This window comes from Flavobacterium sp. GW823-FHT04A11 (assembly GCF_058796535.1).
Window position 1 is genome coordinate 3,706,574 of the sequence record NZ_CM179503.1, and the last position, 15,743, is coordinate 3,722,316.

Genomic DNA, 15,743 nt, shown 5'->3' on the forward strand with positions numbered 1-15,743 from the left:
AGGTTTCAAAAACCTGTCGGGTTTAAATGATTACACAAAAAAAAGCTCCAATAAAAACAGCTTTTTTAATATGAAAACTGTAAACTGAGACTGAAGACTATTTTCCTTTTCTACGTTTACGTTCTGCTTTAATCATTGATAATTCACGGCTTGTTTGTCCGGCAACCGAAGTGTTTTCTTCAGCACGACGAATCAAGTACGGCATCACATCTTTTACAGGTCCGAAAGGAAGATATTTAGCGACATTATAACCGTTTTCAGCTAAGTTGTAACTAATATTATCACTCATTCCGTACAATTGTCCAAACCAGATTTTGTTATCGTTTTTGGCAATTCCTTTTTCCTGCATCATTTCCATCAATTTATAAGAACTCAATTCGTTGTGAGTTCCAGCAAAAATTGACATTATTTCTAAATGCTCTAACATATAATGTACAGCAGCATCATAATTTATATCTGTAGCTTCTTTTGAAACACAAATTGGCGAAACGTATCCTTTTTCTTCGGCGCGTTTGTTTTCTTTTTCCATGTAAGCGCCACGAACTAATTTCATTCCAATAAAGAAACCTTCATTTTTAGCAACTTCGTGTAATTTTTTCAAATAATCCAAACGATCCCAACGGTACATTTGTAAAGTATTAAAAACAATCGCTTTTTCTTTGTTGTATTTGCGCATCATATCGGTAACCAAATCATCAGCAGCATCCTGCATCCAGCTTTCTTCACCATCAATTAATAAAGCCACATCTTTTTTATGCGCTTCACCACAAACCTGATCAAAACGAGCCACAACACGATCCCATTCTGCTTGTTCTGCGGGAGTTAATGTTTGTTTTTCTCCTAATTTCTCATACAATTCAAAACGGCCAAAACCGGTTGGCTTAAATACAGCAAACGGAATCGCTAAACGTTCTTTAGCAAATTCAATCGTTTTTAAAGTCATTTGCAAAGCAGCATCAAACTGCTCTTCTTCTTCTTTTCCTTCAACTGAATAATCTAAAACAGATGAAACTCCTTTTGTAAACATTTTGTCTACTACTGTAATACAATCATTTTCGTTTACACCACCACAAAAATGGTCAAAAACAGTTGCACGAATTAATCCTTCCACAGGAAGATTTGCTTTGATAGCAAAATTGGTAACAGCAGTTCCTATCCTTACTAAGGGTTGACTGTCAATCATTTTAAAAAGAAAATAAGCTCTATCAAGTTCTGTATCGCTCTTTAGTGAGAAAGCAACTTGAGTGTTATCGAATATTTTTTCCATTAAGGTCAGTTTTTTGTGCAAAGATAGATAGAGTTTTGAATATTATTTACTAAAACGTCGCCTATTTTTCAATATTGCTAATAACATTTGAGTAGATTTTAAGCTTGTAAACAAGAGTTTTTTGACATTTAAAAAGATATTCAAACCAAAAATGTATTTTTTGGATGAATGCTATTGGAGTAAAAATCAACTTTCGCAATGTTAAAAAGTAAGAAAAAGATTATATTATGATTTAATTTAATAAATTTGCAGATTCTTACAAATTATACCTTGTAAAAAATAACAAATAATCATGAATATCAGAACAAATACAAACAATGGAATATCAATCATTCCTACATATATTGTTTTAATTTTTATTGCTTTACTTTTATTTATTGATTTTATACCCAATACATCAGGTGTTTTAATTGCAAATGCTCAGTTTTTGTATTTATCTGTTTTAAATCTTTTAATAGGGATTTATTTTTACGTGAATTCAAAAATGATTTCTACGGATATAATTCCAATACTGCGCAGAAATTATCTCAGTATAGGATATCTAGTTTTTCTACTACTTTGTGGATTATCCGTTATTGCAGCTAAAAACACTTCTCTTGTTATCACCAGAATTACTGAATTAATAATTATCTTTTGTCTATTTCTAAATCTTACCATTTTACTTAAAGATAAACTTAATCTGTTGTATAAAATTGTTCTCATTATTTCAGTTAGTGCCTTTTTCCAGTCAGGCTTGGCGTTATATAAATTTACACAATTTTCAAGGTATGTTTCAGTTGCAGAAGCTTTAAATACTATGACTGGTAACACCGGGAATATCAATATTTTGGCTGCAAGTTTAACGATTAAGGTTCCGTTTTTATTTCTCGGAATTACTTATTTTACGGGTATAAAAAAGAAATTTTCACTATTTATATTATTTTTCGTTACTACTGCCATATTTTTAACGGGTGCAAGAGCATCGTTACTTAGTTTAGGTTTAATCATTATTGTTTATATTTTTTATTTCTTAAAAACACATTTTTTCAGTCGATCAAGCTTAATCAAAAGTTTCATTTTGATTTTACCAATAATAATTTCATTATTTGTTTCAAATCGCTCTTTTGAGAAATACAAAAATAATGAGCGTTATAAATCGGTAGAAAATAGGATTACACAAATAAATGCAACAGATGCTTCCGCAAAAGCAAGATTAGCTTATTGGGGAAATGCCTTAAAAATGAGCCAGGCAAATCCCCTATTAGGAATAGGATTAGGTAATTATCGTATTGAATCAATTCCTTATGAAAAAACATCCGAAAATGATTTTACCGTTTCGCTAGATCCCCATAATGATTTTTTAGAAGTACTTGCTGAAACCGGAATATTAAATGGCATCCTTTATTTATCTCTTTTTGTATTCGTCTTTTTTGTCAATACTATAAGAATTGTAAAATCTAACGACGGCGATACAAAAAACATAGCAGTTCTAAGTTTAATGCTTTTACTTGTCTACAGCTGTGATGCTTTTTTTAATTTCCCAATGTATAAACCAACAATGCAAATATTCTTTAGTTTATTATTGGCATTAACATTAGTAAACTCTCGTGGTTTTATTCAAAATTATTTGTCATTCAAAATAAAAACATTCCCTATACTAATTGGCATAGCAATTATTACCAGCTGTTCCGCTTTTTTAATTTATAAAGCTTCAAATCTTGAAGGAGAAATTATTAAAGATGATATTAATAACAAACTAAAAGGTAAATTAACCGGTGATGAAATTATTAAAAGAATGCCTCACTTTCCTAATGTATTTCTTACTTCAGAATCATTTTATGAATATGCTGCGATTTATTATATTAGAGAGAAAAAGTATGATAAGGCGCTATCCTGTTTTGCTAAGGCCAGCAAAATAAACCCATATTCCGGTAGGATAAATTTTTACAAGTATTTTATTTCTAAAGAAAAAGGAAATATTGATAGTGCCTATATCTATACTAAAGAAGCTTTTTATATGCGCCCGAGAAATTTATTCTATTATAAATATTCAACCAATTTAGCGGCATTAAAAAAAGATACCATCGAAATACTAAAGGAACATAAACTGTTTTCTAGGTTTAGAAAAATTACTGAAGCCTGGACAATTCCGGCTAATGAATTACAAAAAACTAATTTCAACCAGAAAAGTTTAATTCATTTTATTGACCAGGGATTAAAAGAAATTCCAAACGACAGCACTTTACTAAATCTAAAAAAAGATATTTTAGTTAAAAGCTATACAAACGAAGGGCAACTTTTTTTAGCGCAATCAAAATTTGATAAAGCGATTCCATCTTACCAAAAAGCACTTAAGATCGATTCAAAAAACATATATATAATGCAGAATATAGGTTTGTGCTATTATTTTTCGGGACATTATAAACAAGCTATTAATTATTTTTTAAATGCTTTAAAATATCAAGGATTAAATGATGGAATGACCGAATTTTATATCGCAACTTGTTATAATAAAATGAATGACTTAGAAAATTCCTGTCATTATTTTAATATTTCTAAATCTAAAAATTTTGCTGCTGCACAACTGCAATTAAATAAAACCTGCAAATAAGCAGTTCCTTATTTAATGTCATTTTATTTAAGGTGTTTTTGACACAAATTATAGCAAAAGTTTGAATATTATTTAGTTTAAAATGCCTTATTTTGCGGTTTCAATTAACCAAAAAGATATGCAGTCTATTCAAGCCAATAATTATCTCGTACATTTCAACCAAAATGCATACGAAGCTCTAAATACTCATTTAAAAGAAAATAAATATTCTAATTTGTTTATTATAGTTGATAATCAAACAAATGAATATTGTCTGCCTAAATTTTTGCCCTTACTTGAAACAGATTTAACGATTGAAATCATCGAATTTGAAGCTGGTGAAGCCAACAAAAACATTGAAACCTGTATCGAAATCTGGAATGTATTAACGGAACTTGGTGCTGATAGAAAATCTCTTGTAATTAATCTTGGCGGCGGCGTTGTAACCGATTTAGGCGGATTTGTCGCTTCTACTTTCAAGCGCGGCGTTGATTTTATCAATATTCCTACTACTCTTTTATCTATGGTTGATGCTTCTGTGGGCGGAAAAACAGGAGTTGATCTTGGAAATCTTAAAAATCAGATTGGCGTTATCAATGTTCCGCAAATGGTTTTAATTGATACCGATTATCTTGAAACTTTACCACAAAGCGAAATGCGTTCCGGTCTGGCAGAAATGCTCAAACACGGTCTAATCTATGACGCTCCTTACTGGAGACAATTTTTGGATTTAAAATCAATTGATTACGCAGATTTTGATGAATTAATTTATCGTTCGGTCGAAATTAAAAATGAAATTGTAATTCAGGATCCAACAGAAAAAAATATTCGTAAAGCCTTGAATTTCGGGCATACTTTAGGTCATGCTATTGAAAGTTATTTTCTGGAGAGCGAAACCAAAAAAACATTATTACACGGAGAAGCAATCGCTGTGGGAATGATTCTGGAAAGTTATATTTCATTACATAAAAATTTAATTACAGCTGAAGAATACGCAGAAATTAAAACTGCAATTCAAAGTATTTACGATTTTATAGAGTTTGAAGAAAATGACATCGAACCTATCTTAGAATTGCTTGTTCACGACAAAAAAAATGAATACGGATTAATTCAATTTGCATTAATTGAAGGAATAGGAAAAATAAAAATTAACCAATCCGTTGAAAATAAATTGATTCTAGATGCGTTTCAAGATTATAAATCTTAAACTTTTTTTTAATCAAAACCTTTGCTTTAGGTATATATTATTTTTTACATTTGCCACGATGAAAACAAATAAAAAACAAAGACATTTTAGTTCTTATAGAAACCGGCTCAATAGTTCTTTACTAAGAATGTTGAACCGTTTTTATAATAGTAAAAGTCCGTTTTGCTTTGATGTTTTCCTTTGCTCAAAAGCCGAACACGAAAAACTGCAAATTATATTTGCCAATATTAGGGTTTGAATTTAAGATTATTATCGTATCTTAAATTAAAATTACAATCCTAAAATATTGAAAAATAAATGAATACAAAATATTCTGATCTAATAAACCAAACATATTATTTTCCACAAGAGGAATTTAAATTAAACAAAGACAACTTACAATTTCATAGTATCGATTTGATGAAATTGGTTGAACAATATGGTACGCCATTAAAGTTTACTTATTTGCCTCAGATTTCTGAAAACATCAACAAAGCGAAAGCCTGGTTCAGAAAATCAATGGAAAAGAACAAATACGAAGCAAAATATTACTACTGTTATTGTACAAAAAGTTCTCATTTTGAATACATTATGAATGAAGCTTTCAAGAATAACATTCATATTGAAACATCTTCGGCATTTGATGTTAATATTGTAGAGAATTTACTTGAAAATGGTAAGATCAATAAAAGTACTTATGTAATCTGCAACGGTTTCAAAAGAGACGAATATATCAGTAATATTGCAAGATTAATCAACAACGGACATAAAAACACTATTCCAATCATTGACAACTATGAAGAACTTGATTTGCTTCAGGGCGAAATCAAAGGAAAATTCAAAATTGGAATTCGTATTGCAGCTGAAGAAGAGCCTAAATTTGAGTTTTATACATCAAGATTAGGAATTGGATATAAAAACATCGTTTCTTTCTATAAAAAACAAATTCAGGAAAATGACAAATTAGAGCTTAAAATGCTTCACTTTTTCATTAATACCGGAATAAACGATACAGCATATTACTGGAACGAGCTGGTAAAATGTATCAAAGTATACATTGCACTTAAGAAGGAATGCCCTACTCTTGATGGATTGAACATTGGTGGTGGTTTCCCGATTAAAAACTCGCTTGCCTTTGAATATGATTATCAATATATGATTGATGAAATTATCAATCAGATTAAAATTGCCTGCGATGAAGCAGAAGTTGATGTTCCGAACATTTTTACAGAATTTGGATCATTTACAGTAGGTGAAAGTGGCGGTGCCATCTATCAGATTTTGTATCAAAAACAACAAAATGATAGAGAAAAATGGAATATGATTGATTCTTCATTCATTACTACTTTGCCTGATACTTGGGCTATAAATAAACGTTTTATCATGCTGGCGGTGAACCGTTGGAATGATACTTACGAGCGGGTTTTATTAGGAGGTTTGACTTGTGATAGTGACGATTATTACAATTCAGAGCAAAATATGAACGCGATTTATTTGCCTAAATACAACAAAGAAAAGCCATTATACATTGGTTTCTTTAATACAGGTGCGTATCAGGAAACTATTGGAGGATACGGAGGATTACACCACTGTTTGATTCCACAGCCTAAACATATTTTGATAGATCGTGACGAAAACGGGATTTTAGCAACTGAGGTTTTCTCAGAACAACAAACTTCTGACGACGTATTGAAGATTTTAGGATACACAAAAAAAGTATAAAAAAAAACCTGCAAATTAAATGTTAATATCTATAAAATTATTAATTTGCAGTGTCATCTAAAAGGTTGAAACTTTTAATTCAAAAAAAAAACAAAAAAACAAAAAAAATGAAAGGACCTATCAGTCAGTTTATTGAAAAACATTATTTACACTTTAACTCTGCTTCTTTAGTTGATGCTGCAAAAGCGTATGAACAACAATTAGCAAATGGTGCCAAAATGATGGTAAGTATGGCTGGCGCTATGAGTACAGCAGAAATTGGTAAAATTTTTGCCGAAATAATTAGACAAGATAAAGTACAGATTATTTCTTGTACCGGAGCCAATCTAGAAGAAGACATCATGAATTTGGTTGCTCACTCTCACTACGAAAGAGTACCAAACTACCGTGATTTGACACCAGAAGACGAATGGGCATTACTTGAAAGAGGATTAAATCGTGTTACTGACACTTGTATTCCTGAGCATGAAGCTTTTCGTCGTTTACAAAAACACATTTACAAAATCTGGAAAGATGCTGATGATAAGGGAGAACGTTATTTTCCACATGAATTCATGTATAAAATGTTGTTATCAGGTGTTTTAGAAGAATATTACGAAATTGACTTAAAAGATAGCTGGATGTATGCTGCAGCTGAGAAAAACTTACCTATTATTGTACCGGGATGGGAAGATAGTACAATGGGTAATATTTTTGCATCATACGTTATCAAAGGAGATTTGAAAGCCTCTACTATGAAGTCGGGAATTGAATATATGACATTCCTTGCTGACTGGTACCCAAAAAACAGTTCTAACGGAATTGGATTTTTCCAAATTGGTGGTGGTATTGCAGGAGATTTTCCTATTTGCGTGGTACCAATGCTGTATCAGGATATGGAAATGCATGATATTCCGTTTTGGAGTTATTTCTGCCAGATTTCAGATTCAACAACAAGTTACGGATCTTATTCAGGTGCAGTTCCAAACGAGAAAATCACTTGGGGTAAATTAGATATTAAAACCCCTAAATTTATTATTGAGTCGGATGCAACAATTGTAGCACCGTTAATTTTTGCTTACTTATTAGATTTATAGGATATTTATGAAAAGAGTTATAGTAGACTACGCTAAACTTACCAACGAAATTTTAAACCTTTTGGTAGAAAAGTTTCCTGATGGTTATGATGATTCGGATGTAATCCGTTTTAGAAATGCTAAAAACGAATTGATCGAAGCTGTTGAAGTTCGTACTGAAGACACTATTTATTTAGTAAAAATTAGTACTAAACTTGCTGACAGAATCGAAAATTATGATGAAGACGATGATATCGACGTTGATGTTGATGTAATTGAACCAGTAAAAGGTCTTGATCTTGACGATGATATTGATGACGATGAGGATGATGATGCAATAGATAAACCAGATACAGATGGCGGAGATGACGATGACGATGATGACAGAGACCCGGATGATATTGCTGATGAAGATGATGACGAAGACGACGAGGATTAATTTGTCTCTTTCCAAATAAAGTAAAGGAACTCTATTCAGGGTTCCTTTTTTATTTGTTTAAAATTTACAGAAAATTATTTTATAAGAAAAATATTATAATTTATCTTTTCTTTCTATATTTAATGCTTAATTATTATAAGCCAAATGAATTCAGAAATATTACATGCCAAACTAAAAGAAAATTTTGGATTTGAGAAATTTAGACCGAATCAGGAAACGATTATCCAAACCATTCTTTCGGGACAGGATACTTTAGCGATAATGCCAACCGGTGGAGGAAAATCGATTTGTTTTCAATTACCTGCTTTGGTTTTACCCGGAATTACAATTGTAATTTCGCCTTTAATTGCCTTAATGAAAGATCAGGTAGATAGTCTAAAAACAAACGGAATTTCTGCTTGTTATATCAACAGCAGTCAATCCAGCGAAGAACAGCAATTTTATATCGACAATTTAAAATCTAATACATTTAAACTTGTTTATATTGCTCCCGAAAGTTTATCTTATCTCGATGTTGTTTTTAATGAATTGACAATCAGTCTAATTGCAATCGACGAAGCGCATTGTATTTCTTCTTGGGGACATGATTTTAGACCGGCTTATACGAATTTGGGATATTTAAAAAGCCGCTTCCCTTCTACTCCGGTTTTAGCTTTGACCGCTACGGCAGATAAAGCAACGCGTACGGATATTACAAAACAGCTAAAATTAAGAAACCCTAAAACTTTTGTAGCTTCATTCGATAGAAAAAATTTAAGTCTCGAAGTTCGCCCTGCCTTAGATCGTGTCAAACAAATTATTGATTTCGTTGAGAACAAACCCAACGAATCGGGAATTATATATTGCTTAAGCAGAAAAACAACAGAAGAACTTGCATTAAAATTGCAAAAAAGCGGTGTTAAAGCAAAAGCATATCATGCCGGCTTAGAAAATAAAATCCGTGCTAAAACACAAGATGAATTTATAAATGATGATTGTCAGGTAGTTTGCGCTACCATTGCATTTGGAATGGGAATTGACAAATCGAATGTTCGCTGGGTAATTCATTATAATTTGCCCAAAAATATAGAAGGTTATTATCAGGAAATTGGCCGTGCAGGGCGTGACGGATTACCTGCTGAAACTGTTTTGTTTGAAAGTTATGCAGATGTTATTCAATTGCAGAAATTTGCTTCAGAAGGATTAAATTCTGATGTTCAGCTAGCAAAACTGGAAAGAATGAAACAATATGCAGACGCTTTGAGCTGTAGACGAAAAATTCTTCTTTCTTATTTTGGTGAATTGGTTACTGAAAACTGCGGTAACTGCGATATTTGTAAAAAACCGCCAACATTTTTTGACGGAACAATTTTAGCTCAAAAAGCACTTTCAGCTATTACCCGTTTGCAGGAATCTGAACCTTTGGCTGTAATTGTCGATTTTTTAAGAGGATCAAAAAACGCATATATCTACGAAAAAAATTATCAAAACTTAAAAACGTACGGAATTGGCGATGACATTTCCTGGTACGATTGGAATCAATACCTGATTCAGTTGATTAATCTCGGATATTGCGAAATTGCTTTTCATCAGCATAATAAAATTTTACTCACTCCTTTTGCCAGGAAAGTTTTGTTTGAAGGTGAAAAAGTAAAACTGACAACTGTTGTTAAAAAAGTAATTGATAAAAACGAAGTCAAAGAAACAAAAACAAAAGCGGCGAAAAATTCTCTTTTTGAAATACTTCGAAAATTGCGTTATGAAATTTCTAAAGATGAAGAAGTTCCGGCTTATGTAATTTTCAGTGACGCTGCTTTGAGACAAATGGAAACTTTACGACCAATGAGTGACGAAGAATTTTTGGCCATTGATGGTGTTGGTAAAGCGAAACTCGAAAAATATGGACAGGAGTTTATAGATGCCATTATTTACTATGAAAAAGTAAAAAGAGAAAACGCTAAATCTAAACCCAAAAAAGAAGGCAACACATATAAAACAACCTTAGAGCTTTTTCAAAATGGAAATACTATTGAAGAAATTGCTGCAAAACGAAATCTTGGTCAAACTACCATTATTTCGCATTTAGCTAAATTATATGTGGACGGACATGATATTGATATAAGCCAGTTTGTTTCTGATGAAGAGGTTAAACTTCTGCATAAAGCACAAGTTGAACTTGAATATCCAACAGCTTTGAAACCATATTATGATCATTTTGAAGAGAAATTATCTTATGATAAAATCCGTTTTGGGCTTGCTATTGTGGAGAGGAATAAATAATTTCATTTCGCATAGTAAACCCGACAGGTTTTAAAAACCTGTCGGGTTTAACGGATGTAAGAAATGACAACTTATTAAAACAAAAAATCCTGTGAAATTTACTTAACAGGATTTTTTTATATGTCATATTTTAACTTCTACAAATATCTTTCTTCAAAAACTTTTTGATGATGTTTTTGATGTCCGATGATTACAAAGCCCAACGCACGAACAGAAATTTGAATATTAGAAGCAGTTCCAATACGTTTAAGTTGTTCTTCAGATAAACTTTTGTAAAATAATAAAGTTGAGTGTCTTAAAGCAGATAATTCCGTTAATAAATCCTGAATACTTCTTTTATTTGAATCGGTATTATTTGCATAATCGTCTTCTTCAAAACTTGCCAAAGGTGTTTTATCATTTCTTGAAAAACGTAAAGCGCGATAAGCAAAAATACGCTCGCAATCCATTAAATGCTGGATAATATCCTTAATGGTCCATTTGCCTTCAGCATAGCGATAATCAAATTTATCCATCGGGATATTTTGAACAAATCGGATAAAATCATGTAGCGAAATCTCTAATTCTTCAATCAAATTTACATCTCCAGCTTCACGAATATAAGTCGCAAATCCGCCTGAATATTCATTTTCTGATAATTGGCTTGAATTCATTCTTTTATTTTTTAATTATAAAATGAGTTAAAATTCTATGTTAAGCTGAGTTTCTACTCGCATTTGTATTTCCGAAAAGAGATCTTGTTACGATTTTTTCATATACTTTAACTAGCTCTTCATTATTGCCATCTTCTTTGTTCAATTCATTAATTCTCAACAAAGCATATTGCTGTATGGTCAACAATGGCATCACAATACGCTCTCTTACCTGAATCGAAGCTATACCATCAGGATAATTCTCCATTAATGTTGCATGACCTGCAATTTTAAGCAAAAGACGTTTTGTTTCTACAAATTCATCATAAATGATTTGCCAGAATTCCCCAAATTCAGGATCTTTTCTCATGTATGCTGTTAAAGGAAAAAATGATTTTGCCAATGACATCATACTGTTTTCCAGCAATGTTCTAAAGAATAATGAATTATGATACAAATCACTTACTTTATCCCACTGATTATTATCTTCAAAATACTTCAACGCCGTTCCTACTCCAAAAAATCCTGGTACATTTTGTTTCAACTGACTCCATGAACCTACAAAAGGAATCGCTCTTAAATCAGCAAAATCCAATTGCTCAGATTTGCTTCTTTTTGATGGACGGCTTCCAATATTTGTTTTAGAATAATACTTCAAAGTACTCATCTTTTCCAGATATGGAATAAATTTTGGATGGTTTTTAAAGCTCAGATATTTGTCATAACCTAAACCTGCCAACTGTGTTAAAATTGCCGTTTCTGCAGCAGTTAATTCGTTTTTCTCTTTGCTGAAAACCTGATTGGTTACACCTGCACTTAATAAGTTTTCGATGTTGTAACGACAAGAATCCAGCGTTCCGAAATTAGAGCTAATCGTTTGTCCCTGAACTGTAATCTGAATTTCGTTGTTTTCGATTTTTGGTCCCAGAGAAGCGTAGAATTTATGTGTTTTTCCACCACCACGAGCCGGAGGTCCGCCACGGCCGTCAAAGAAAATTACTTTAATGCCATATTTTCTTGAAATTTCTGTCAAAGCAATTTTTGCCTGATATATACTCCAGTTAGCCATTAAATAACCACCATCTTTTGTTCCGTCAGAGAAACCAAGCATGATCGTTTGTTTATTTCCTCTGTCTTGCAAGTGTTTAGAATATTCAGGATTTGTATACAATTGCTCCATGATATGGTGTGCATTTTGCAAATCATCAACTGATTCAAAAAGCGGAATAATATCAACCGTAGGATTTTCCCAATTATTCAAACGAATCATTGCAAAAGTCTCCATTACATTCAGGGCACTTTCGTTATTACTAATAATGTAGCGGTTTGCACCAAATTCACCATTGCGTTCCTGAATCGTTTTTATAGCCTGAACAGATTCTAAAGTAGATTTTGTGATTTCATCGTCAAAATGATCCGGATTCAATTCTCCTTTTACTTTTGATAAAACAATCAATTTATCTTCTTCTGATAATTCATAATAATTTTCAGGAAAAATTTTAGATCCTGACTTCAGGTAATAATTCACAACATCTTTGAAAACAACATTATGAATTTTACTATTCTGACGAATATCCAAAGTCGCAAAATGGAATCCAAACAAATTAATTTTTACCAAAAATGCATCCAGTTCATCTAAGTATAATGATTGATGTTTTTCGATTATAATGCTTCGAATTGCATTCAGTTGTGATAATAATTCCTCTAAAGTAATGTAAATTTCTCCTTTTGAATAAAAAACGGAACGATAAAGTTTTTGTTCAAGATCTAATACCAAAGTATCTACACCTGAGAAAGTTAGCTTTCTTTTTAAACTTCTCATTTCAACATAATAACACTTCAAAATAGAAGTACGCAAACGTTCTGCTACTTTTAAAGTAATCTCTGTTGTTACAAAAGGATTTCCGTCACGGTCACCTCCCGGCCAAAAACCAAGTTTGATTAATTGGTTTTGAATCGCATTTCCGTGAAGAATATTTTTTTGCAAATAGTGAACAATTTCTCCTGATGTTGCGTAGAAAACATTTTCCAGATACCAGATCAAACTCACCGCTTCATCATAAGGATTTGGTTTTTCGTTCTGGATAAAAGGTGTTTTTCCTAACTGAGCTAATAATTGTTTAATTTTCAATAAATTATTCAATCGGATCGCTTCCGTTAAATCATTTATAATTCCCAGAACCGGCCCAGGATAAAATTGCGTAGGATGTGCTGTTAAAACGGTTCTTACGTTGAAATTCTCAAGGAATTCAATAAGATCATCATCCTTTTCTTTTGCATCTGATTTCTCTTTGATATCACGAAGAGAACCGCGTCCTTCCATGTTGTTTACAACGGGAAAAGCAGCGTCTTCGATAGCATCAAATAATACAATCTGACGTTCTATATACTGAATAAATCGAAACATTAAATCGATTTTTTCAGTCTCAGAAGCATTATTTAAATATTTATTCGAAAAGAAATCAAAAATCTCTTTTGGTGTTTCTTGTTTTTTAAAGCCCGTTTCGCAAGTTTCTGTAAATAAAGGAAGTAAAACTCCAGTATTGTCAATAGAATCAAAAGGTAATGTTATAAATACACTATTGTAAATGTGATATTTTGAAAGAACATCTTGATTAAAACGTTCTATTTTAGGTAACGTGTACATAATCTATAGTTGGTTGGTTAATTGGTCATAAAAAAACCCCAAGAATAAACTTGAGGTTATATTTTAATATAGCATTCAAGAAAATATTACATATTTTTAAAAATAGTATGCATCAAACGCTTCTTATCGTTTATACTTTCTTCTAATGAAATCATTGTTTCTGTTCTGTAAACGCCTTCGATATCGTCTATCATGAAAATAACTTCCTTCGCGTGTTTTGTATCTTTCGCTCTGATTTTACAGAAAATATTGAATTTTCCTGTTGTTACAGAAGCTACAGTTACGAATGGAATTTGGTTGATTCGCTCTAATACAAATTTAGTTTGAGACGTATTATTAAGAAATACACCTACATAAGCAATAAATGAATACCCTAATTTATCGTAATCTAAGGCTAGTGAAGATCCCATTATAATCCCTGCGTCTTCCATTTTTTTTACTCTAACATGTACTGTTCCAGCAGATATCAATAATTTTTTTGCAATGTCAGTAAACGGAACTCTCGTATTGTCTATTAACATATCTAAAATCTGGTGATCTACTTCATCTAAACGAAATTTACTCATAATTCTTTAATTAATATTACTAATTGCTATAACAAAGTATAAAAATATATATAAAAAATAACAAATTCACATAAAAATTAACTTTTTGTCAATCCGTTAACAAATTTAACATTTTTATTTAAATAAAAATCTGCTTTCTGATTCAATTTCGGAAAGTTATCCAAATCATCTGAATATTCAGCACCTTGTCCGTCATATTCATAATGCCCGAAATAATTTTCCAAATCGCCTACTTCAACTATGTAAGCATTAAATTGAATCTTATTTTCAATCAATTCTTCTTTGTATTGTGCGACAAAATTCGTAATAATTTCGATACCATCATAATTTATTTTGATGTTTTTATACATAAAATCATAAAAAACCACTTTATTTTGTGAAATATTCAAATAATCATTAAATCGATTATCAACTAAATCGTTTTCGGAAAGTAGTTTAAAACTTGAAATTAGTGAGAAAAATATGTATTTTCGGGTAATTTCTCTTTCATAATCGCCCTGAAAATGCCCTGCTTCGAATAAAATAGTGGGTACACCTAAAAACTGAAACGTATCTCCTATACAATTGATATTGAACGAATCATCAAAACGCCCTACTTGCCCCGGAATATACTCCTGCAGCACATCATTGATTCCGGCAATTAAATTTATTGCCTTTAAGCGGTTATCATTTATGTCTCTTTCTTCATTAAAAGAAGGGGAAAGAAACGAAACTGTAGCTGGTTTTCCTGTATCTCCGGCTCCAAAGATAGTACGCTGATCGTGGAGATTAAAGCAATAATGCGGTTTAAAAGTATTAAATACAGCTCTTAAAACATTACTCTCAGGTTGAGTCAGATTTTGAGAATCACGGTTTAAGTCTATCTTATTAGCATTTTCACGTGTATAAAGTGCTGCACCATCAGGATTTAGAATCGGAATAGCATAAAAAGTAAATGTTTTAAGCATTTTCTCAGCAAAATCAGATCCGCTCTTTAATACGTTTATAAAATCAAAAAGTGCCTTAGTTGTGGTGCTTTCATTTCCGTGCATTTGAGACCATAAATAAATACGCGTTTCTCCTGTACCAATTTCGTAACTATATATAGGTTTGTTTAAAACAGAATGACCTATAATTTTAACTTGATTATTTGTATTTAGCTTTTCTAATATTGGCTTAATATGATCTAAAGTAAGATAACGCCCTGATATAGATTGCTCTTTGTATTGGTTAAATAATTCTTCTAAATTCATTGTAATTCGATTAGTTTACAAAAGTAAACATCTTTATTTTTACATTTGTAAACAGTTAAAAATAATGAGTATTTAGAAATGTAAACAGTTTTTAATGTTTAAATCACAGATTATAAAGAATTAAAGTTAACAATTGTTATATATGTTAATGCGACAAAGTAAATGACTC

At 31.5% G+C, this 15,743-nt stretch carries 11 protein-coding genes; 6 read left to right on the top strand and 5 right to left on the bottom strand.

What is annotated here, in order from left to right; all coding sequences use genetic code 11:
* Window positions 1–97 precede the first annotated feature (97 nt).
* A complete protein-coding gene (locus AC3QL1_RS16115) occupies window positions 98–1,267 on the bottom strand; it encodes a proline dehydrogenase family protein (RefSeq protein WP_492492947.1) in 1,170 nt (389 codons plus the stop codon).
* Window positions 1,268–1,559: 292 nt separating this feature from the next.
* On the opposite strand from AC3QL1_RS16115, the gene AC3QL1_RS16120 reads away from it, so the two are divergent.
* The 6 genes from AC3QL1_RS16120 to recQ all read left to right on the top strand — a co-directional run bounded on the left by AC3QL1_RS16120 (window position 1,560) and on the right by recQ (window position 10,497).
* Window positions 1,560–3,857, top strand: coding sequence for an O-antigen ligase family protein (locus tag AC3QL1_RS16120; RefSeq protein WP_492492949.1), 2,298 nt, complete (start codon window positions 1,560–1,562; stop codon window positions 3,855–3,857).
* Window positions 3,858–3,975: 118 nt separating this feature from the next.
* A complete protein-coding gene (gene aroB / locus AC3QL1_RS16125; RefSeq protein WP_492492951.1) occupies window positions 3,976–5,043 on the top strand; it encodes a 3-dehydroquinate synthase in 1,068 nt (355 codons plus the stop codon).
* 297 nt (window positions 5,044–5,340) lie between these two features.
* Window positions 5,341–6,744 (top strand): type III PLP-dependent enzyme domain-containing protein, encoded by a 1,404-nt coding sequence (locus AC3QL1_RS16130; RefSeq protein ID WP_492492952.1) that lies wholly within the window; start codon window positions 5,341–5,343, stop codon window positions 6,742–6,744.
* 107 nt (window positions 6,745–6,851) lie between these two features.
* A complete protein-coding gene (locus tag AC3QL1_RS16135; RefSeq protein ID WP_347053641.1) occupies window positions 6,852–7,820 on the top strand; it encodes a deoxyhypusine synthase family protein in 969 nt (322 codons plus the stop codon).
* A 7-nt stretch (window positions 7,821–7,827) separates the two neighbouring features.
* Entirely contained in the window at window positions 7,828–8,238 is a 411-nt protein-coding gene (locus AC3QL1_RS16140; RefSeq protein WP_492492954.1) for a DNA primase, read from the top strand.
* A gap of 144 nt (window positions 8,239–8,382) precedes the next feature.
* On the top strand, window positions 8,383–10,497 hold the full coding sequence (recQ, locus tag AC3QL1_RS16145) for a DNA helicase RecQ (RefSeq protein ID WP_492492955.1): 2,115 nt from the start codon (window positions 8,383–8,385) through the stop codon (window positions 10,495–10,497).
* A 137-nt stretch (window positions 10,498–10,634) separates the two neighbouring features.
* On the opposite strand, the gene AC3QL1_RS16150 is transcribed toward recQ, so the two are convergent.
* The 4 genes from AC3QL1_RS16150 to AC3QL1_RS16165 form a co-directional block, all read right to left on the bottom strand.
* On the bottom strand, window positions 10,635–11,150 hold the full coding sequence (locus tag AC3QL1_RS16150; protein ID WP_492492957.1) for a DinB family protein: 516 nt from the start codon (window positions 11,148–11,150) through the stop codon (window positions 10,635–10,637).
* 40 nt (window positions 11,151–11,190) lie between these two features.
* Complete coding sequence (locus AC3QL1_RS16155) at window positions 11,191–13,776, bottom strand: phosphoenolpyruvate carboxylase (RefSeq protein WP_492492959.1); 2,586 nt, start codon at window positions 13,774–13,776, stop codon at window positions 11,191–11,193.
* A gap of 86 nt (window positions 13,777–13,862) precedes the next feature.
* Window positions 13,863–14,342: an Lrp/AsnC family transcriptional regulator gene (locus AC3QL1_RS16160; RefSeq protein ID WP_007805990.1), complete on the bottom strand. Its 480-nt coding sequence runs from the start codon at window positions 14,340–14,342 to the stop codon at window positions 13,863–13,865.
* Window positions 14,343–14,419: 77 nt separating this feature from the next.
* Window positions 14,420–15,574: a M14 family metallopeptidase gene (locus AC3QL1_RS16165; RefSeq protein WP_492492962.1), complete on the bottom strand. Its 1,155-nt coding sequence runs from the start codon at window positions 15,572–15,574 to the stop codon at window positions 14,420–14,422.
* Window positions 15,575–15,743 lie beyond the last annotated feature (169 nt).